Source organism: Kitasatospora sp. NPDC002040, assembly GCF_040296785.1.
Classification (GTDB): Bacteria; Actinomycetota; Actinomycetes; order Streptomycetales; family Streptomycetaceae; genus Kitasatospora.
Genome location: NZ_JBEOXV010000008.1, coordinates 1 through 21,897, shown reverse-complemented (window position 1 = coordinate 21,897; position 21,897 = coordinate 1). Strand labels below are relative to the sequence as shown.

At 72.8% G+C, this 21,897-nt stretch carries 8 protein-coding genes; 5 read left to right on the top strand and 3 right to left on the bottom strand.

The window, feature by feature from the left end; genetic code table 11:
• Positions 1–12: 12 nt before the first annotated feature.
• A complete protein-coding gene (locus tag ABT118_RS19415; RefSeq protein WP_350670000.1) occupies positions 13–13,686 on the bottom strand; it encodes a type I polyketide synthase in 13,674 nt (4,557 codons plus the stop codon).
• Between the two features lie 233 nt (positions 13,687–13,919).
• Here ABT118_RS19415 and ABT118_RS19410 point away from each other — a divergent pair, with 233 nt between their 5' ends.
• The 3 genes from ABT118_RS19410 to ABT118_RS19400 all read left to right on the top strand — a co-directional run bounded on the left by ABT118_RS19410 (position 13,920) and on the right by ABT118_RS19400 (position 17,234).
• Complete coding sequence (locus ABT118_RS19410) at positions 13,920–14,321, top strand: YybH family protein (RefSeq protein ID WP_350669999.1); 402 nt, start codon at positions 13,920–13,922, stop codon at positions 14,319–14,321.
• 198 nt (positions 14,322–14,519) lie between these two features.
• Positions 14,520–15,698, top strand: a complete 1,179-nt coding sequence (locus ABT118_RS19405; protein WP_350669998.1) for an acyl-CoA dehydrogenase family protein — start codon at positions 14,520–14,522, stop codon at positions 15,696–15,698.
• 84 nt (positions 15,699–15,782) lie between these two features.
• Positions 15,783–17,234, top strand: a complete 1,452-nt coding sequence (locus ABT118_RS19400) for a flavin monoamine oxidase family protein (protein ID WP_350669997.1) — start codon at positions 15,783–15,785, stop codon at positions 17,232–17,234.
• Between the two features lie 60 nt (positions 17,235–17,294).
• Here ABT118_RS19400 and ABT118_RS19395 read toward each other — a convergent pair whose 3' ends face one another.
• Both ABT118_RS19395 and ABT118_RS19390 read right to left on the bottom strand, forming a co-directional pair.
• Complete coding sequence (locus ABT118_RS19395) at positions 17,295–18,551, bottom strand: cytochrome P450 family protein (RefSeq protein WP_350669996.1); 1,257 nt, start codon at positions 18,549–18,551, stop codon at positions 17,295–17,297.
• 58 nt (positions 18,552–18,609) lie between these two features.
• The gene (locus ABT118_RS19390; RefSeq protein ID WP_350669995.1) at positions 18,610–19,083 is read right to left on the bottom strand and encodes a flavin reductase family protein; all 474 of its coding nucleotides are present in this window, start codon (positions 19,081–19,083) and stop codon (positions 18,610–18,612) included.
• 340 nt (positions 19,084–19,423) lie between these two features.
• On the opposite strand from ABT118_RS19390, the gene ABT118_RS19385 reads away from it, so the two are divergent.
• Together ABT118_RS19385 and ABT118_RS19380 are read left to right on the top strand one after the other, a co-directional pair.
• On the top strand, positions 19,424–21,013 hold the full coding sequence (locus tag ABT118_RS19385) for an aspartate aminotransferase family protein (protein ID WP_350669994.1): 1,590 nt from the start codon (positions 19,424–19,426) through the stop codon (positions 21,011–21,013).
• An 8-nt stretch (positions 21,014–21,021) separates the two neighbouring features.
• Positions 21,022–21,795 carry a thioesterase II family protein gene (locus tag ABT118_RS19380; protein WP_350669993.1) on the top strand — a complete coding sequence of 258 codons (774 nt, stop codon included), beginning with the start codon at positions 21,022–21,024 and terminating at the stop codon, positions 21,793–21,795.
• Positions 21,796–21,897: the final 102 nt, after the last annotated feature.

Here is a 21,897-nt window from a genome sequence, read left to right as displayed (position 1 = left end):
CGGGCCGGCTGATCAGTCGAGCTCGTCCACGAAGGCGAAGAGCTCCTCGTCGCTCGCCGACTCGAGGTCGGGGCCGTCCGATTCGGTGTCCCGGGCTCCCCCGGCCGCCTCCGCAATGGCGAGCAACTCCCTGAGCTGCTCAGCGATTCGGTCCTGCAGGCCGGTGTTGCCGAGGGCCGTGTGCAGTTCGGCCCGCAGGCTGTCCAACTGCGCCAGGACAGGCTCCTCGGCCGCCGAACCCCCGAGGTCCAACTGGCCTCGCAGATGAGTCGCCAGCGCGGCCGGGGACGGGTGGTCGAAGGTCAGGGTGGCCGGCAGTCGCAGGCCGGTGGCCGCGTTGATCCGATTGCGGAGTTCGACGGCGGTGAGCGAGTCGAAGCCCATCTCCTGGAAGGCCCGGTCCGCCTCCACCGCGTTGCGGTCGGCATGGCCGAGCACCCCGGCCACCTGGGTGCGGACCAGGTCGGTCAGCACGCGCTCCTGATCCACCGGGTCGAGACGTGCCAACTGGTCGGTCAGCGAAGGACCTTGGTTCACCTCGGCCGTCTCGGCGCGGCGGCGGGTCGCCGGTACCAGCCCGCGGAGCAGGGCCGGTACGTCGGCGTCCGGGGCACTCAGAGCGGCCTGGTCGAGATGAGTGACCGCCAGAACGGCCTCGTCCGACCTCAGCGCGGCATCGAACAGTGCCATCGCATCCGAGGACGGGAGCGGGCGCAGACCCATCCGGGCCAGACGGCGGAGATCCGTCTCCGCCAGGTGGCCCGAGATGGTGCTTCCCTCGGACCAGAGGCCCCAGGCGAGTGAGGTGGCAGGCAGACCCAGCCCCCGACGGTGCTCGGCCAACGCATCCAAATACGTATTGCCCGCCGCATAGTTGCCCTGCCCACCAGTACCCAACAGACCGGCAACCGACGAATACAACACAAACGCCGACAGGTCCAACCCACGCGTCAACTCATGCAGATTCCACGCCGCCTCCACCTTCGGCCGCAACACACCAGCCAACTGCGCCGACGACATCGACCCGATCACCGCATCATCAACAACACCCGCCGTATGCACCACCGCCACCAACGGAAACTCCACCGGAACATCCGCCAACACCGCACCAAGCGCCTCACGATCAGCCACATCGCAAGCCGCCCACACCACCTCCGCACCCAACCCCGCCAACTCCGACGCCAGCTCAACCGCACCCGGCGCACCCCCACCACGACGACTCACCAACAACAACCGACGCGCACCGTGCTCCACCACCAGATGCCGCGCCAACACACCACCCAACACACCCGAAGCACCCGTCACCAACACCGTCCCAGCACCCCAACCAGGCCCGGACGCACCAGCACTCACACCCGCCCGCACCAACCGCGGCACCGACACCACACCACCACGCACCGCCGCCTGCGACTCCCCCGAAGCCACCACACCCGCCAACAGAGCCCCACAACCAACGAGCTCATCAACCTCCACCAACACAAACCGACCCGGATGCTCCGTCTGCGCCGACCGCACCAGACCCCACACACCCGCCTGACCCAAATCCCCACCAACCGACACCACCACCAGACGCGAACCACCCAACCGCGCCTCCCCCAACCACCCCTGCAACACCCCCAACACACCAACCGTCACCTCACCCACCACACCACCAACCGCCAACGGCAACACCACCACCGAAGGCACCACCCCACCCGCATCCAACTCCGCCACCAACCCGGCAAAGTCCACAAACGAACGCCCCACACCAACACCCACACCACCCAACACAGCCCAACCGTCCGGAGCGGACTGCGGTACGGCCGTGGGCACCCAGTCCACTCGGAACAGACCGTCCGAGGCGGTGGCCGCCCCGGCCGCGCGCAGGGCCTCCGCCGAGCGCGGCCGCAGCAGCAGCGAGTCGACGGTGGCCACCGGTGCTCCGGTGTCGTCGGCGATGGACAGGGCGACGGACAGCGTTTCGGGGTCGGGGGCGGTGGGCGTCAGCCTGACCCTGAGAGTGGAAGCGCCGGCGGCGTGCACGCTGACGCCGGACCAGGTGAAGGGGAGCCAGGCCGGGCCGTCGTCCTCCACCACTCCGGGGAGCAGTGCGTGCAAGGCCGCATCCAACAACGCCGGATGCAAGACATACCGCCCCGCCTCACCCCGCACCCCCTCCGGCAACACCACCTCGGCAAACAACTCACCCCCACCCCGCCACACCCGACTCAACCCACGAAACGCAGCCCCATACCCGTACCCACCAACCGCCAACCGCCCATACACACCAGCCAGATCAACCTCAACCGCACCAACCGGCGGCCACACCCCCACACCAGCCCCATCAGCCCCATCAGCCGAACCCAACACACCCGAGGCATGCAACACCCACACCCCACCACCAACCCGCGAAAACACCTCAACCCCACGAACACCACCACCACCAACACCACCCACAACAACCTGCAACTGCACCCCACCCGACCCCAACACCAACGGAGCCCCCAACACCAACTCCACCACCACCCCACAACCAACCCGCTCACCCACACCCAACAACAACTCCACAAACACCGAACCCGGCACCACCACCGACCCCAACACCACATGCTCACCAAGCCAGTTGCGCGGTGAGAGCCGTCCGGTGAAGACGTACTCGTCGCGGTCCGCCAGGGCGACCATGCCGCCGAGCAGCGGGTGGCCCGTCTCGCCGAGGCCGAATCCGACGGCATCGCCGACGGTGTCGGGGCCCTCCAACCAGTGCCGCCCGTGGGTGAATGCGTAGGTCGGGAGATCCACCCGGCGGGCGCCGGGGAAGACCGTGGACCAGTCGATGTCCACACCCCTCAAGTGCAGTTGGGCGAGAGCCGTGGTGAGCGTGCGCAGCTCGGACCGGCTGTTGCGCAGGACGGGGAGGAGCGTGCCGGGCTGCTCGGCGAGGGTGTCCAGGGCCATCGCGGTGAGCACCCCGTCGGGGCCGAGCTCCAGGTACTCGGTGACGCCCTGCGACTCCAGGTGGCGGATGCCGTCGGCGAACCGGACGGCCTCGCGGATGTGGCTGACCCAGTAGTCCGGGGAGCGGAGCTGCTCGGCCGTGGCGAGCCGGCCGGTGAGGTTGGACACCACGGGGAGCTGCGGTTCGCGGAAGGTGCGCGCGGCCGCGACGGCGCGGAACTCGTCCAGAATGTCGTCCATGTGCGGCGAGTGGAACGCGTGGCTGACGGCCAGTCGCCTGGTCCGGCGGCCCTGGGCGCGGCAGCTGGCCGCGATCCCGTCGACGACTGACTCGTCGCCCGAGACGACCGTCGAGCGCGGCCCGTTCACCCCGGCAACGGCTGCCGTGTGGTCGCCGTACTCGGCGAGCATCGCCAGCACCTCGTCCTCGGAGGCTTCGAGCGCCACCATGGCGCCGCCCTCCTTCGCGGCCTGCATCAGCCGGGCCCGGCCGGCCACCAGGGCGCAGGCGTCGGGCAGGTCGAGGACACCGGCCAGGTGGGCCGCAGTGACCTCGCCGACCGAGTGGCCGAGCAGGAAGTCGGGCGACACACCGTGGTGTTCGAGGGTCCGGTAGAGGGCGACCTCGACGGCGAACAGGGCGACCTGGGTGAACGCGGTCTGGTCGAGCAGGGCCGAGTCGGCGGTGTCCGCCTCGACGAAGATCACGTCCTTGAGCGGGCGGTCGAGCTCGGGATCGAGCTGGACGCAGACGGCGTCGAGCGCAGCGGCGAACACGGGGACCTGCTGGTAGAGCTCACGCCCCATCCCGAGCCGCTGGCTGCCCTGACCGGTGAACAGGAACGCCGTCCGGCCACGCTTCGGGCCTTCTCCCAGGAGCACGCCCGGCGCCTCCCGACCCTCAGCCAACTGCAGTAGACCGTCCAGCAGTTCGGCACGATCGGCGCCGACCACGGCCGCGCGGTGCTCGAAGGCGGCCCGGGTGGTGGCCAACGAGTGCCCGATGTCGGCCACGGTGAGCTCGGGGTGCTCCGTGACGTGGCGGTGCAGCTGCTCGGCCTGGCGGCGCAGGGCCTGCGGCGACTTCGCCGACAGCACCCACGGGACCATCGCCGGAGCGGGTACGGGCTCCGGTGCCGCCGTCGGCTCCGCCTGCTCGATGATGACGTGGGCGTTGGTGCCGCTGATACCGAAGGAGGAGACGCCGGCCCGGCGCGGTGCACCCGTCTCCGGCCACTCCTGCTGCTCCGTCAGCAGCGCAACAGCCCCCGACTCCCAGTCCACGTGCGGGGACGGTTGGTCGACATGCAGGGTGCGGGGCAGTACGCCGCGCCGCATCGCCTCGACCATCTTGATCACACCGCCGACACCGGCCGCCGCCTGACTGTGACCGATGTTCGACTTCAACGACCCCAACCACAGAGGCCGTTCAACAGCACGACCCTGCCCGTACGTCGCGATCAACGCCTGCGCCTCGATCGGATCACCCAACGTGGTACCCGTACCGTGCGCCTCCACCGCATCCACATCCACCGCAGACAGACCGGCATTCGCCAACGCCTGCCGAATCACCCGCTCCTGCGCAGGACCGTTCGGCGCCGTCAGACCGTTCGACGCACCGTCCTGGTTCACCGCACTCCCACGCAGCACCGCCAACACCTGGTGGCCGTTGCGCCGCGCATCCGAAAGCCGCTCCACCAACAGCAGACCGACGCCCTCACTCCACCCGGTTCCGTCAGCAGCGGCCGAGAACGACTTGCACCGCCCGTCCGCCGACAGGCCACGCTGCCGGGAGAACTCGACGAAGGTGTTGGGGCTCGACATCACGGTCACTCCACCGGCCAGCGCGAGATCGCACTCGCCCTGACGCAGCGCCTGCGCCGCCAGGTGCAGCGCCACCAGCGACGACGAGCACGCCGTGTCGACCGTGACCGCCGGACCCTCCAGCCCGTAGGTGTAGGACAGCCGCCCGGAGAGGACGCTGGAGAGGTTGCCCGCGAGCAGGAAGCCCTCGAACTCGTCCGGGGCGCTGGCCAGTCGGGAGGCGTAGTCGTCGTACATCGCACCGACGAAGACACCGGTGTTGCTGCCGCGAGCGGTGGCCGGGTCGAGCCCGGCGCTCTCGAAGGTCTCCCAGGCGGTCTCCAGCAGCAGCCGCTGCTGCGGGTCGGTGGCGGTCGCCTCGCGCGGCGAGATGCCGAAGAACTCCCGGTCGAACTGGTCGGCCTGGTGCAGGAATCCGCCCGTGCGGACGTAGGAGGTGCCCCGGTGCTCCGGGTCCGGGTCGTAGAGCGCGTCCAGGTCCCAGCCCCGGTTCTCCGGGAAGCCGCTGACCGCGTCCGTGCCCGACTCGACCAGGCGCCACAGCTCCTCGGGCGAGCTGACCCCGCCCGGGAATCGGCAGGCCATCCCGACGATCGCGATCGGCTCGTCGGCCGGGCCGGCCGTCCTGGTGGCCACCGGCCGGGCCGCCGCACCCGCCGGGGCCTGGCTCTCCGTCAGGCGTCCGAGCAGGTAGCCGGCCAGGGCCGCCGGGGACGGGTGGTCGAAGACCGCGGTGGCGGGCAGGCGCAGGCCGGTGACGCGGTTCAGCCGGTTGCGCAGGTCCACCCCGGCCAGCGAGTCGAAGCCGAGGTCCTTGAACGCGCGGTCGGGGTCGACCGCGGTGGCCCCGGTGTGTCCGAGTGCGGCCGCGACCTCGGAGCGGACCAGCTCCAGGACGGCGGCGGTCCGCTCGTCCGTACCGAGCGCGGCGAGTTCGCGTGCCCAGGACGCGCCGCTGTCCGGTCCGTCCGCCTGCGCGGTGCTGCGGGCCCGGGGGCGGGGGTGGACCAGGCCGCGCAGCAGGACGGGCGGCAGGTCGGGACCGGAGCGGTGGCGGGCCAGGTCGAGTGCGGCCGGCACCGCCAGCGGTGCCGTGCCCGCCAGTGCGGCGTCGAACAGCGCCAGGCCCTGCTCGGGGGTCAGCGGCAGCATCCCGGCCCGCGACCATCGGGCCAGATCGGTGTCGGTCAGTCGGCCGCCCATGCCGTGGGTGCCGTCCCACAGGCCCCAGGCCAGGGCGGTGGCGGGCAGACCGGCGGCGGCGCGGTGGGCGGCCAGGGCGTCGAGGTAGGTGTTGGCGGCGGCGTAGTTGGCCTGCCCCGCCGTGCCGGTGAGACCGGAGACCGAGGAGAACAGCACGAAGGCCGCGAGCTTCTGGTGCTGCGTCAGGTCGTGCAGGTGCCAGGCCGCGTCGACCTTGGGACGCAGGACGGACGCCAGCCGGTCCGGGGTGAGGGTGGCGACGGTGGCGTCGTCCAGGACGCCGGCGGTGTGCACGACGGCGGTCAGCGGGTGCGCCGCCGGGACGGCGGCCAGCAGGGCTGCGACCGCGTCGCGGTCGGCGGCATCGGCGGCGACCACCGTCACCTGTGCGCCCGCTGCGGCGAGTTCGGCGGTCAGCGCGGTCACGCCGTCGGCCGCCGGGCCGCGCCGGCTGCTGAGCAGCAGGTGGCGGACGCCGTAGCGGGCGACCAGGTGGCGGGCGAACAGCGCGCCGAGTCCGCCCGTACCGCCGGTGATCAGCACGGTGCCGTCCGGGTCCAGCTCGGGTGCCCCGGCCTGCGATGCACCGGCCTGCGGTGCACCGGCGCGGACCAGCCTCGGGACGTGGATCTGCCCGCCCCGGAGGGCGAGTTGCGGCTCGCCGAGCGCGACGGCTCCGGCCACGGCGGCGGCCAGCACGGCCGGATCGTCGGCGGCGCCGCCGTCGACGTCGACCAGCACCACCCGGTCCGGGTGCTCGGACTGCGCCACCCGGGCCAGCCCCCACACCGGAGCGGAGGCCGGGTTGTCGACCGCGTCACCGGTGCCGGTCGCGACCGACCGCTCGGTGACGAGCACCAGCCGTGCGGCGGCGGGGCGTTCCTCGGCCAGCCACTGCTGCAGCAGCCGGAGGGCCCGGCGGGCCTCCGCGTGCGCGGCCTGCTCGGGCGCCGCTCCGGCGACCGGCCGGAACCGCACGACGACCAGCGCGGTGTCCTCGCCACCGGCCGGCAGGTCATCGCCGTCCGGGAGGTCGTCGCCGTCGGCCTCGACCCACCGGGGCGGTGCCACCTCGGGTACGGCCAGGGCGGGCCACTCCAGTTCGAACAGCGCGTCACCCGTCTGCGGGGCGGCGGCCAACTCGGCCCTGACGGCCCGCCGGAGGGTGAGTGCCTCGACGGTGGCGACGGGCGCACCGGTGCCGTCCGCGAGGGTCAGCGCAACGGTGTCGGTGCCGGTCGGCACGATCCGGGCGCGCAGCGCGGTGGCGCCGACGGCCTGTACCGCCACGCCGCTCCACTCGAACGGCAGCAGGATGCGGCCCGGCTCGTCCGGGTCGGCGGCGGCCAGCACCAGGGGGTGCAGTACGGCGTCGAGCAGTGCCGGGTGGAGCGCGTACGCCTCCGCGCCGGCCTGCTGCGGCTCGGGCAGCCGGACCTCGACGAAGAGCTCCTCGCCGCGTCGCCAGACCGCCCGCAGGCCCTGGAAGGCAGGGCCGTACTCGTAGCCGGCCTCGGCCAACATGGCGTAGCTGTCAGCCGGTTGATCGGGCACGGCACCGGCGGGCGGCCAGTCGTGCAGCTCCTCCGTCGGCGTGCCTGACAGCAAGGGTGCCAGCAGGCCCGAGGCATGGCGGGTCCAGTGCTGCGGCCCGTCGTCGCCCGAGTCGGGGCAGGCGTGGACGGTGAAGGGCCGTCGGCCGTCGGCGGCCGCGGCGCCGACCGCGACCTGGATCCGGGCGGCCCGACCCTCCGTCAGGGCCAGCGGTGCCTCCAGGGTGAGCTCGGCGACCTGCTCCGCTCCCGCCCGCTGCCCGGCGGCGACCGCCAGCTCCAGCAAGGCGGTGCCGGGCACCAGGGCGGTGCCGTCGATCCGGTGGTCGCCGAGCCACGGCTGGGTGCCGAGCGAGAGGCGGCTGGTGAGCACCAGGTCGTCCCGGTCGGCCAGTTCGACCGCGCTGCCGAGCAGCGGGTGACCCGCCGGGTCGAGTCCGAGGCTCCGCGCGTCGGCGGCGGGAGCCGGGGCCAGCCAGTAGGGGCGGCGCTGGAACGGGTAGGTGGGGAGCTCGGCCGGGGTGGCGGCCGGGAAGAAGCCGGCGGCCACGGCGGCGGGGGCGCCCGCGACGAAGGCCCGGGCCAGGCCGGCGGCCAGGGTCTCGGTCTCCGGCCGGCCCGCGCGCAGCAGCGGGACGGCGGTGGCGCGCCCGGTGAAGCAGGCGTCCGCCAGCGCGCTGAGCACGGCGTCCGGTCCGACCTCAACGAACAGGCCCGCGCCCTGGTCCTCCAGGGTCCGGACGGCGTCCAGGAACCGCACCGGCTCGCGCAGTTGGCGGACCCAGTAGTCGGCGGTGCGCAGCTGCGCGGGATCGGCGACCGCGCCGGTGAGCGTGGAGACGATCGGCACGGTGGGCGTGCCGTACGCGATGCTCTCGGCGACCGCCCTGAACTCCGGCAGGATGCCGTCCAGGTGGTGCGAGTGGAAGGCGTGGCTGACCGTCAGCTGCCGGGTGCGGCGGCCCTTGGCCGCCCAGGCGGCGGCGAGCGCGGTGGCAGCCTCGGCGTCCCCGGAGACGACCACGGCCCTGGGGCCGTTGACGGCCGCGACGGCCACCGTGCCGTGCCCGTCGGCGAGTTCGGCGAGTTCGGTGAGCGAGGCGGCGATCTCGGCGGCGTCCGCCTCGATCGCGATCATCACGCCGTCGGCGCGGGCGGACTGCATCAGGCGACCGCGGGCGGCGACCAGCGCGGCCGCGTCGGCCAGGGTCCACAGGCCCGCGACGTGGGCGGCGGCGAGTTCGCCGATCGAGTGGCCGGCCAGCAGGTCGGGCTCCAGACCGTGCTGCCGGAGCAGCCGGTACAGCGCGACCTCGACCGCGAACAGTGCGGGCTGGGCGTACTCGGTGCGGTGCAGCAGCTCCGCCTCGGCCGAATCCTCCGCGGCGAACAGCAGCTCGCCCAGCGGGCGGTCCAGGTGCGGCTCGAACGCGGCCAGCACGGCGTCCAGCGCCTCGGCGAAGACCGGGAAGTGCTGGTGCAGCCGGCGTCCCATGCCGGGACGCTGGGCGCCCTGGCCGGTGAACAGGAAGGCGGTGCGGCCGGCCCGGCCGACGGTGCCGAGGTGGAGGTTGGGCGCATCGGCGCCCCGGGTCAGCGCGTCCAGCCCGGTGAGCAGGTCGGCGGTGTCCCGGCCAGTGACGACCGCGCGGTGGTCGAAGGCGGTCCGGGTGGTGGCCAGGGCGAGGCCGAGGTCGGCCGGCCGGGGCGCGGGGTCGGCGGAGGCCAGCTCGTGCAGCCGGGCCGCCTGCGCGCGCAGCCCCGCCTGGTCACGGGCGGAGAGCACCCAGGGCAGCGTCAGCGGTGACCGGTCCGGCGCGGGCGCGGCCACCGGCCGGGCCTGCTCCGTCTGCTCGGCGTCCGCGGCCTGCTCGATGACGACGTGTGCGTTGGTGCCGCTGATGCCGAAGGAGGAGACGGCGGCCCGGCGCCGGCGGCCGGTCTCGGGCCAGGCCCGGGCCTCGGTGAGCAGTTCGGCCGAGCCGGTGGTCCAGTCGGCGTACGGGGTCGGCCGGTCGATGTGCAGGCTCTCGGGGAGGACTCCGTGCCGGATCGCCTGCACCATCTTGATCACGCCGCCGACCCCGGCGGCGGCCTGGGTGTGGCCGAGGTTGGACTTGAGCGAGCCGAGCAGGACCGGCTCGCGGCCCTCGCGGCCCTGTCCGTAGGTGGCGAGGAGGGCCTCGGCCTCGATCGGGTCGCCGAGCCTGGTGCCGGTGCCGTGCGACTCGACCGCGTCGATGTCGGCGGGGAGCAGCCGGGCGTCCGCGAGGGCGGCCCGGATCACCCGCTGCTGGGCGAGCCCGCTGGGGGCGGTGAGGCCGTTGGAGGCGCCGTCCTGGTTGACCGCGGTCCCCCGGACCACGGCGAGCACCCGGTGCCCGTTGCGCCGGGCGTCCGAGAGCCGTTCGACCAGCAGCAGCCCGACCCCCTCGGCCCAGGAGGTGCCGTCGGCGGACTCGGCGAAGGACTTGCTCCGGCCGTCCGCGGCCAGCCCGCGCTGGCGGGAGAACTCGACGAACATGCCGGGGGTCGCCAGCACGCTCGCTCCGCCCGCGAAGGCCAGGTCGGACTCGCCCGAACGCAGCGAGCGGACCGCCAGGTGCAGCGCGACCAGGGAGGACGAGCAGGCCGTGTCGACCGTCAGCGCCGGTCCGGTCAGGCCGAGTTGGTAGGCGATCCGGCCCGACATCACGCTGGGGGTGGTGCCGGTCAGCAGGTGTCCGCCGACGCTCTCGGGGGCGTCGTGCATCCGGGGGCCGTAGTCCGAGCCGGTCGCGCCGACGAAGACACCGGTACGGCTGCCGCGCAGCGACTCGGGGTCGAGGCCGGCCCGCTCGGCGGCCTCCCAGGCGCTCTCCAGCAGCAGCCGCTGCTGCGGGTCCATGGCGAGGGCCTCGCGCGGCGAGATGCCGAAGAACTCGGCGTCGAAGTCGGCGGCGCCGTGCAGGAACCCACCGGCCCGGGCGGAGGTGTGACCGGCCCGGTCGGGGTCCGGGTGGTGCAGGTCCTCGCGCCAGCCCCGGTCGGCCGGGAAGGCGCCGATGGCGTCGGTGCCGTTCGCGACCAACTGCCAGAGCTGGTCCGGGGATTCGACCCCGCCCGGGTAGCGGCAGGCCATCCCGATGATCGCGATCGGCTCGTCGTCCCCGGCGGTGGTGACGGCGGCCGTGGTGACGGCGCCCGTCCCCAGCAGGGTGTCCTGGAGGTGTGCGACCAGCGCGGCCGGGGTGGGGTGGTCGAACAGCAGGCCGCTCGACAGCGGCAGGCCGGTGGCGGCGGCCAGCGCGTCGCGCAGCTCCACCACCATCAGGGAGTCGAAGCCCAGGTCACGGAACGTCAGCCGCGGTTCGAGCTGTGCGGCGGAGCCGAGGCCGAGCACGGTGGCGATCAGGCCGGTCACCAGCTCGGCCAGCTCCCGCCGCCCGGTGACGGCTCCGGCCACGGGGGCGGGCGCGGACTCGGGCACGGACTCGGGCGCGGGGCTGACGCCGACCGGAGCCGGGGCGGTCGGCTCCGGCTCTCCCGCCACCCAGTAGTGCTGCCGCTGGAACGCGTACGTGGGCAGGGCCACCCGGCGCGCACCGCTCCCGGCGTAGGCCTCGCTCCAGTCGACCCGACCACCCCGGACGAAGACGGTGGCCAGGGCGGCGAACAGCGACCGCGCCTCCGGCCGGTCACGGCGCAGCACCGGGACGGCCGCCAGGGCCGCCGGGCGGCGTACGGACTCCGCCGCCATCGCCGAGCAGGTGCCGTCCGGCCCGAGTTCGAGGACCGTCGCCACTCCCGCGTCCTCCAACGCCCGGACGGCGTCCAGGAAGCGCACCGGGCGCCGGACCTGCTCCACCCAGTACTCGGGCGAGCACCACTGCTCGTCGCCGACCGGGCCACCGGTGACGGTCGAGACCACGGGGAGCTGCGGCGGGTGGAAGGCCAGGCCGGCCAGGACGGTACGGAACTCCGCCAGCATCGGCTCCATCAGGGGCGAGTGGAAGGCGTGACCGACCGTCAGGCGCTTGGTACGGCGGCCGAGGGCCGCCACGGTGGCGGCGATCTCGGCAGCGGCCGCCTCCTCGCCCGCGATCACCAGGGCGGCGGGTCCGTTGACGGCGGCGATCGCGACCTGGTGCTCGCGGCCCGCGAGCAGCGGGCGGACCTCCTCCTCGGTCGCCTGGAGCGCGATCATCGCACCGCCGGACGGGAGTTGCTGCATCAGACGGCCACGGGCCGCCACCAGGGCCGAGGCGTCCGCGGCCGACAAGGTACCCGCCACGTGGGCGGCGGCGATCTCACCGATCGAGTGGCCGGCCAGGAAGTCGGCGCGGACCCCGAGCGACGTGACCAGCCGGTACAGGGCGACCTCGACCGCGAACAGCGCGGGCTGGGTGTACTCGGTCCGGTCCAGGCCCTCGCCGGAGGCGATCACCTCGCGCAACGGCCGTTCCAGCAGCGGGTCGAGGTGGCCGCAGAGCTCGTCGAAGGCGGCCCGGAACACCGGGAAGTCCCGGTACAGCTCCTGCGCCATGCCGATCCGCTGGCTGCCCTGCCCGGTGAAGACCACCGCGAGCCCGCCGGGTCCGGGCGTGCCCGCGACCGTCTGCGGGGCGGGCCGGCCCTCGGCCAGCGCGTCCAGCCCGTCCAGCAGTTGGTCCCGGTCCTCGGCGAGGAGGACGGCCCGGTGCTCGAACGCGGTCCGGGTGGCAGCCAGCGTCCAGGCCGCGTCCACCGCCTCGGGGGCGCCGTCGGCGGCGAGGGCAGCCCGCAGCCGGGCGGCCTGGGCGCGCAGCGCGTCCCCGCTGCGACCGGACAGCACCAGCGGCAGCACGGCAGGCGCCTGGCCGCGCGGCGGGAGCGTGACGGCGGGGGCCTCGGCGAGCACCACGTGGCAGTTGGTGCCGCCCATGCCGAACGAGCTGACACCGGCGATCAGCCGCTCCTGCGGACGCGGCCACCCGGTCAGCTCGCGCTGCACCGAGAGACCGAGCTCGGCGAGCGGGATCTGCGGGTTGGCGGTCTCGAAGTTGAGGCTGGCCGGCAGCAGGCGGTGGGTCAGGCCGAGCACCGTCTTGAGCAGGCCGACGATGCCCGCGCCGCCTTCGAGGTGGCCGACGTTGGTCTTCGCGGAGCCGACCAGCAGCGGCTGCTCCGGGCTTCGTCCGGCGCCGAGCGCGGCACCGAGCGCGGCGGCCTCGATCGGGTCGCCGACCGGGGTGCCGGTGCCGTGCAGCTCGACGTACTGCACCGCCTCGACCGGCACCCCGGCCCGGCGGTAGACCCGGCGGAGCAGCTGCTCCTGGGCGCCCCGGCTGGGCACGGTGAGGCCGGGGGTGGCGCCGTCGTTGTTGACGGCGCTGGCCAGAATCACGCCGTGCACCCGGTCCCCGTCGGCGAGGGCCTGTCCGAGCGGCTTGAGCAGGACGACGGCGCCGCCCTCGCCCCGGACGAAGCCGTTGGCCCGGGCGTCGAAGGTGTAGCTGAGGCCGTCCGGGGAGAGCCCGCCGAAGCGCTCCTCGGCCAGGGCGCTTCCGGTGAGCAGGTTGAGGTTCACCCCGGCCGCGAGGGCCAGGGTGGACTCGCCACTGCGCAGGCTCTCGCAGGCCAGGTGGACGGCGACCAGCGAGGAGGACTGGGCGGTGTCGACGGTCAGGCTCGGCCCGTGCAGCCCGAGGTGGTAGGAGACGCGGTTGGCGATGATGCCGCGGTTCACCCCGGTCATGGTGTGCTGGGTGATCGCGTGCTCGCCGTGCTGGAGCAGCAGTGCGGCGTAGTCGTCCCGGAGGCTGCCGACGAACACCCCGGCCCGGCTGCCCGCGAGGTCGGCCGGCCTGATCGCGGCGTCCTCCAGTGCCTCCCAGGCGAGTTCGAGCACCAGGCGCTGCTGCGGGTCCATCGTGACGGCCTCGCGCGGCGAGATGCCGAAGAAGGCCGGGTCGAAGTCGCCGACCCGGTCCAGGTACCCGCCCCGGCGCACTCCCGCGGCGGGTTCGCCGCCGGGCCGGAACCGGCCTGCCGGGGCGTCGGTGATCGCACTGGAACCGGTGCGCAGCAGCTGCCAGAAGTCGGCCGGGTTGGGCGCCCCCGGCAGTCGGCAGGAGATTCCGACGATGGCGATGGGCGATCCGTCCTGACCATCGTGCGCTGCCGTCACTTCGGGCCGGCCGCCATTCGCCATCACGTCAGGATTTCCCTTCCTCGACATTCGGGACTGCACGTTCTGCAGTCTGGCGAAGGCCGTCCCAGCGACCGGTAACGTGCGGGTAACCCGCCGGTTCGGCCTGGTTGATGGGTGGTCCGTGGCCCCGGGGTGAACGGCGAGTGAGTCGGCCCCGGATAGCTTCGCTGCACGTCCCCGCGTCGATGATTCGACCGCGATTCGACCGCGAAGAGAGTGGGAGCAATTCCGATATGGCCAGCACTGCACAGGACTTCGAGCTCGCCAGCGATGCCGAGGAGCACGGCAAGCTGTACGTCAAGGCCTTCAACTCCGGCGACGTGGACGCCGTGAACCGGATGTACACCGAGGACGCGATCTCGGTCTGGGAGCCGGGCAACCCGCTCACCGGCCAGGCCCGGAAGGACGCCCTCGCGGAGTTCCTCTCGATGCGTCCGACCATGAGCGCGAAGCTGCGCGAGTCGCACATCACCGGCAACACCGCGCTGCTGGTGGTGGAGTGGGAGATCGACGTGACCACCCCGGACGGGCCGGAGCACCTCCAGGGCACCGGTCTGGACGTGCTGCGCCGGGGCGCCGACGGCAAGTGGCGCTTCGCCATCGACAACCCGTTCGGCGAGGCGGCGGCCGCCTGACGGCACCCTCCCGGGCCGGCCGCGAGCCGTTGGGCGGCCGCCTGACGCCCGCCCAACGGCCGCCCACTGTCCGCTCATTGCGGCCGGTCGGCCCGGGATTGCCGGGCAGTGACTGCGCATCCGAAATGATCCCGCCAGGCAACCGGCGGCCACTGCCGCGGGATCGCACCCATTGGCACGGCGACGCATGGAGGAAGAATGGCTGAAGCGAACACCGGAACGGCTTCGCTGCTCACCGAGTTGGCGGGCATCGTGCCCCGGCTCCGGGAGAACGGGGCCGAGGCGGAGAGCCGGCGCTGGATACCTGACGAGAACATCGCTCTGCTGGAGAAGGCGGGGGTGTTCCGGGCGGCAGTGCCCGCGCGGTTCGGCGGTCTCGATCTCCCGCTCGCCGACCAGGCCAGGATCGTGGCGGAGATCTCCCGCGGGTGCGGCTCCACCGGCTGGGTCGTCGCGGCCTGGCTGGAGGGGGCCTGGGTGGCCACGCTCTACTCGGACCGGGTCCAGGAGGAGGTCTTCGCCGGCGGGCAGATCCGGGTCTCCGGCGGACTGGCGCCGACCGGGCTCGCGGTACCGACCGACGGCGGGTTCGTGCTCAACGGCAGCTGGGGCTTCAACACCGGCTGCCGGGGCGCCGACTGGAACTTCGTCGCGGCGGTGCAGGAGCTGCCGGACGGCGAACACGACGTGCTCTACGCGCTGGTGCCGATGAGCGAGCTGACCATCGCCGACGACTGGGACGTCTCGGCGGCCAGCGGCACCGGCAGCTTCACCACCAGTGCCACCGACGTGTTCGTCCCGGCCGAGCGGGCCCTCTCGGTGGCCCAGCTGCTTACCGGCGGCCTGGAGGGACGGACGAACTCCGGTGCCACCGGGCGCAACTACGGCCTGATCACCTTTGTCTCCGCGCTGTCCGTGGCCACCTATCTCGGCATCGCCCGAGGAGCGCTGGAGACCTTCCTGGAGCGGCTGCCCGGCAAGGCCATCGCGTACACCAACTGGACCGAGCAGAGTCAGCACCCGCTGACGCAGATCAAGGTGGCCCTGGCGGCCAACCGGATCACCGCAGCGCAGGCCCTCACCGACGGCTACCTCGCGCTGCTCCAGCAGCGCGCCGACGCGGGCGAGTTGCCGGCGCCCACCGAGAGCGCCACGGTGCGGGGCCAGTGCGGCTTCGCGATCCAGCTGGTGAAGGAGGCGGTGGAGGAGCTGCACGAGGTCTCCGGTGCCTCGGCGCTCTCCCGGCAGGCGCACTTCCAGCGCTTCTACCGCGATCTGGAGGGTCTCTCGCGCCACGGCATGATGACGCCCTACACCAATCTGGAGCTGCACGGGCGGGTCCTGCTCGGTCTCGACCCGGACACCCTCTTCCTCTGAGCATCCGCGCTCCGATCCGCTGAACCCGCCCGTCGGCCGTGTCCGGCCGGCGGGCCTTACCCACACATCTCATGGGGGACCAACATGAACACCAGCAGCATGCCCGGCTCCGCGAACGCAATGAGACGACGGAGCCTGCTCAAGGCGGCCGGCTCGACCGCACTGCTCGGCGCCGCCGGAATCACAGCCGCCGGCCCGGCCTGGGCGGAGACCACGGAGGCGGAGACGTCCGCCTACGACGTCATCGTGGTGGGGGCCGGCTTCGCCGGGCTGACGGCCGCCCGGGAGTTCCGGGCCAAGGGGTTGCGAGTACTGCTGCTCGAAGCCCGCAACCGAATCGGGGGCCGGACCTGGACCGGCAGCTTCGCGGGCGAGGTGATCGAGTACGGCGGGGCCTTCGTGGACCCCAAGCAGCCGTACGTCTGGAACGAGATCCAGCGCTACAACATCCCGCTGGTGGCCAGCGTGGAGGAGGAGCGGACGGTGATGCCCAGCGGTACCGGCTTCGCCGCGTACGCGCCGGCGCAGGCGGGCCCGCGGATGGGTCAGCTGCTCACCCCGCTGTTCGACGGCTCCACCGACTACTTCCCGCACCCCACCAATCCGTTCTACCGCGAGGACCTGCTCCAGAGCGTTGACCAGCTCTCGCTCCGCGCCCGGCTCGACCAGCTGAACTACTCGACGCTGGACCGGAGTTGGGTCACCGGGATCCTGGCCGGACTGTCCGGAGGATCAAGCGCGCGCGGTGCGCTCACCATGATGGGCCAGATCTGGGCGCTGTCCGGCTGGAGCGCCGCCGGGTTCGCGGGGCTCAACAGCAGCCGTCCGCAGCAGGGCACGATCCAGCTGGCCCGCGCGCTGCTGCTGGACTCCGGTGCCACCCTGCAGCTGAACTCGCCGGTCGCCACCATCACGGACACCGGCCGCTCGGTGCGGGTCACCACCCAGGCGGGCCGCCAGTACTCGGCGCCGCACGCGGTGCTGGCCGTGCCGGTGAACGTCTGGAAGACGATCACCTTCAACCCTGGCCTGCCCAGCGTCTACAACGCGGTGTCCCAGGCGACCATCGGCGCACCGATCAGCCGGAAGATCTGGATCAAGGCCGCCGGGAATGTCGGCCTGTTCGGGGCCAACACGCAGGAGGGCTTCCCGATCTCCACCGTCATACCGTTCAAGCGCCTGCCCGACGGCAACGTGCTGCTGTTCGCGTTCTGCGACGACCCGACGCTCAACATCAACGACGCGGCACAGGTCCAGACCGTGCTGCGGCAGCTCGTACCGGAGATCCAGGTGCTCGCCGTCACGGCGCAGGACTGGGGCAACGCCCAGTACTCGCTGGGTGGCTGGGCCTGCCGCCAACCCGGTCAGCTGACCCACCAGTACCGTGCGATCCAGCAGCCGCAGGGGCGGCTCGCCTTCGCCACCAGTGACATCGCCAGCGGCTGGAGCGGCTACATCGACGGAGCGATCGAGTCCGGCATCCGGGCGGCCGAGGCGGTCACGGCGATGTCCTCCCTGGTCGGATCGGCGGTCTGACAGCAGACACCGAAACGCCAGCGGGCCGGACCGTCACCGACGGTCCGGCCCGCTTCGCGCTCAGACCCCAGCGGTCACCAACGGCTGAATCCTGACCGGGAGTTCGCGGTGCCCGTTGGAGATGAAGGACTCCAGCGGCTTCAGTCCGTCGGCCGGCTCCACCAGTTCGAGGCCGGGGAAGCGCTCGAACAGGGCCGGCAGCGCGATGGCCACCTCGAGCCGCGCCAGCGGGGCACCGATGCAGTAGTGCACCCCGTGGCCGAAGCCGATGTGGTCGCGCAGCGTGGACCGGGTGAGATCGAACAGGTCCGCGCTCTCACCGTGCACCAGCGGGTCACGACCCACTCCGGCAAAGGAGATCATGATGGCGTCGCCCCGGGCGAAGGTGACGTCGTCCAGGACGATGTCCTCGACCGCGAACCGCAGCGGCATGTTGGCGAACGGCGCCTCCAGCCGGACCGTCTCGTCGATCACGTCGTCCCAGCTGGCCGTTCCGGCCCGAACCAGCGCCAGCTGATCGGGGTGGCTGAGCAGGCGGTGGACGGCGTGATCGAGCAGGTTGACGGTGGTCTCGTGCCCGGCCGTGAAGAGCAGCAGGACGGTGTCGACCAGCTCCTGCTCGCTGAGCCCCGCGCCGTCGTCCTCGTCCCGGGCCGCGATCAGTCCGCTGACCAGGTCGTCGCCCGGCACCGACCGCTTGAGCTCGATGAGCCGGGCCAGCAGGGCATACATCTCACCGGCCAGTGCCATCGCCTCCTCCTCGGACGCCGGTCCGTGCAGCCAGGCACCCACGATGCGCAGCAGTTCGGGCCGCAGGTCGTCCGGGATACCCAGCAGGTCGGAGATGACCCGGGTCGGCAGTGCGTAGGCGAGGTCAGCGCGCAGGTCCACCGGGCCGTCCTGGGCCAGTTCGGCCACCCGGTCGAGCAGTTCGGCCGTGATCGCCTCGATCCGAGGGCGCAGGGCGGCCGTACGGCGGGCCGTGAACGCCTTGGCGACCAGCTTGCGGAGCCGACTGTGCTCGGCACCGTACGCGGTGATCATGTTGCGGTCGGCGACCCACATGGCCAGCGGCCAGGTCCGGGCGAACTCGCCCTCGCCGTTCTCCCAGCGGGGCCAGTGCAGGTACGGGTCGCGGGAGACCCGGGAGTCGGTCAGCAGTTGTTTGGTCAGGGCCATGTCGGTGACCGCCCAGACCACGACCCCTCCGGGCAGCTCCACTTGGGTCGCGCGGCCGCGCCCGCGCAGCAGGGTGGCTTCGCCCTGGATGTCCTGGCCGCTCTGGTCCATGGCGTACGGGCAGTGCTGCTCTGTCATCGCTTCTCTCCGTGGTGACGATGGTGACGGTGTGGACGATGGGACGGGGTTGGCCGGCTCACGAGGTCTTGCGGGGCTCGCAGGCACCGGGCCGGAAGCTTCCCTCGAAGAAGAGGAGCGCGTCCTGTCCCGGCCCGCGCCGGGAGTCGAGGACGGTACCGACGAAGATCGAGTGGTCGCCGGCCCGGTACGACTCGGTGAGTTCGCACTCCAGCCAGCCGAGCGCGCCGACCAGCAGCGGCGCCCCGGTCCGGGTGCCGGGCCGGGTGCGGACGCTCTCGAACTGGGCCTGGCCGAGCGGCCGCTGCTTGTCCGCGAAGTGCCGGGCCTGCTGTTCCTGATCGGCGCCGAGCACGGAGACCGCGAAGTGCCCCGCGGAGCTGACGGCCTGGTGCATCACCGCGCTGTGGGCCACGCAGCACAGGACCAGCGGCGGATCCAGCGACACCGAGCTGAAGGCGTTGGCGGTCATGCCGTGGATGTCCTCCCCGCCGACCGTGAGCACGACGACCCCGGTCGCGAACCGTGACATCACCTCACGCAGTGGGGTCGGTTCCATCGGGTCGTCGAGGGCCAACAGAGGGGAGGATCGACTGCTGTCGGACATCTCATCCTTCCTGCGGGAGTCATGGCACTCCATCAGGCACATCGACGGGCGCCACTCGGCTCAAATCCCGTACGTGCGGCTCCCGTTGAATCATGATCAAGGTCCCTGTGACGATACCGGCCGGACCGCTGCAGCCGGCCAGCGCCAGGTAACCGGCGGCCCATCGGTCCGCAGGACACCCGCTTACCGGTGCGTGACCGCCCAGGGGACGGGCCGCAACTATGGTCGGCCCCGACCGTCACCGCGAGGCAATGGAGGAGCCGACATGACCGCAGCCGCCGAACCCGAACTCGACCTGGTGGAACCGCACATGCTGGGCTTCCTGGCCATGCTCGGGATCGACGTCGAGTACGTCCGGGCCGAGGGCAACACCCTCTGGTACCTGGACCGGGACGGCCGGGAGGTGCCCGTGCTCGACTACGCGGGCGGCTACGGCGCCCTGGTGCTCGGGCACAACCACCCCGAGCTGGTGGCCACCGCGAAGGCTCTGCTGGAGAGCGGGGCGCCGGTGCTGGCCCAGGCCTCGCTGCACCCGTACGCGAGCCGGGTCGGTGCCACCCTGAACCGCATCGTCCAGCGCGAGTTCCCGGGCTCCGAGCCGTACTTCACCGTCTTCGCCAACAGCGGCGCGGAGTCGGTCGAGGTGGCGACCAAGCACGCCGAACTCGACCGGGTGCTCCGGGTCCAGGCGCTGTTCCAGGCGATCGAGGCCGAGGCCGGGCAGGCCCGGGCGGCGGTGGAGGCCGGCACAGCCGCCGTGCCGGCCGCGGCGTACCGGCGGCTGGGCCTGCCGGCCGGGGACTCCGGGGCGGCCGGCTTCGAGCTGTTGCTGGCCGAGGTGGCACGGCACAACGGTGAGCTGGCGGCCAGGCCGCCGCTGTTCCTGACCCCGGAGGGCTCGTTCCACGGAAAGCTGGTCGGCAGCATCCAGCTGACGTACAACCCGGCCTTCCGCACCCCGTTCGCGGCCATGGCCGCCCCGGCCAGGTTCGTGCCGCTGAACCAGCCGGGCGCGCTCGCCAAGATCGTCGAGGCGGAGCGGGTCAGCGCGCTGGGCCTGGCGGTGGAGGACGGCGTGGTCGCGGTGGTCGAGCACGACTTCCCGCTGTTCGGCGCCTTCGTGCTGGAGGTGATCCAGGGCGAGGGCGGGATCCGGGTGGTGACCGAGGAGTTCGCGCGCGAGATCGAGCAGGTCTGCGCGTCGATCGACTGCCCGATCGTGGTGGACGAGATCCAGAGCGGCCTCGGCCGCACCGGCGCCTTCTTCGCCAGCTCGCACATCGGCCTGCGGGCCGACTACTTCACCCTGGCCAAGGGCCTCGGCGGCGGTATCGCCAAGACCTCCGCCACCCTGATCCGCAGCGGCCGCTACCGCAAGGAGTTCGAGCTCCTGCACAGCTCGACCTTCGCCAAGGACACCTTCTCCTCCGCGCTGGCGCTGAAGATGCTGGAGCTGCTGGAGGCCGACGGCGGTGCGGCCTACCGGCTCGCCGAGCAGAACGGCGCGCGGCTGCTGGCGCTGTTCGAGGCGCTCCGCCGGGACTTCCCCGCGGTGGTCAAGGACGTCCGGGGCAAGGGCCTGATGCTGGGGCTGGAGTTCCACGACCAGTCGGACGCCACCGCCACCGGCATCCGGGAGGCGGCCCGTTCCGAGACCTTCGGCTACGTGCTCTCCGGCTTCCTGCTGCGGGCGCACCGGATCCGCACCTTCCCCACCGCCAGCGCCGTGAACACGCTGCGCTTCGAGCCCTCCGTCCAGCTGAGCCAGGCCGAGGTGGACCAGCTGGAGACGGCACTGCGCGACCTGTGCGCGGTGCTCGAACGGCAGGACGAGCAGCGGCTGTTCCAGGGCTGAGGGCGGCGATGGCGACCCCAGGCACCAGCACAGGCACCGGCAGCTGGCTCCGGCGGCTGCACACCCCGCTGCCGGACGCACCGCAGCTGATCTGCTTCCCGCACGCCGGCGGCGCGGCCAGCGCGTTCATCGCGCTGGCCCGCGCGCTGGCACCCGAGATCGAGGTACTGGCCGTCCAGTACCCGGGCCGGCAGGACCGCCGGCTCGAACCGGCGGCCACCCGGCTCGGCCCCGTCGCCGAGGCCGTCGCGGCCGAGCTGCGCCTCCAGGCCGGCCGTCCGTACGCGCTGTTCGGCCACAGCATGGGCGCACTGGTCGCGTACGAGACGGCCCGGCTGCTCGGCCCCGGCCAGGACCAGCACCGGCACCAGGGCCCGGCCCGGCTCTTCGTCTCCGGACGCGGCGCGCCCTCGCTCGGCCCCGGCCGGGCGGACCGGGTGAGCAACGACGCCGAACTCATCGCCAGGATCCGCCTGTTGGGCGGGACCAGCGGCGCAGTGTTCGACGATCCGGAGCTGCTGGAGATGGTGCTGCCCGCACTGCGGGCCGACTACCGCGCGCTCAGCGGCTACCACTGGTCCGCGCAGCCGCAGCTGCACTGCCCGCTCACCGCGCTGGTCGGCGACGCGGACCCGGTGGTCCCGGTCGAGGAGGCCGGGGCCTGGCGCGGACTCACCACCGGGCCGACCGAGTTGGAGGTGTTCCCCGGCGGGCACTTCTACCTCGACACTGCGGCCGACCAGCTGGCCAAGGTGATCCGCACCGCGCTGCAGTCCGCCTGACACCGCTTCGGCCCGCCCGGTCCGACTCCCCGAGGGGAGTCGGAGGCGGTGCAGCGGGCTTACCAGGCGGGCGAGGTGGTGAGCAGCTGGCTGATGCGCGGC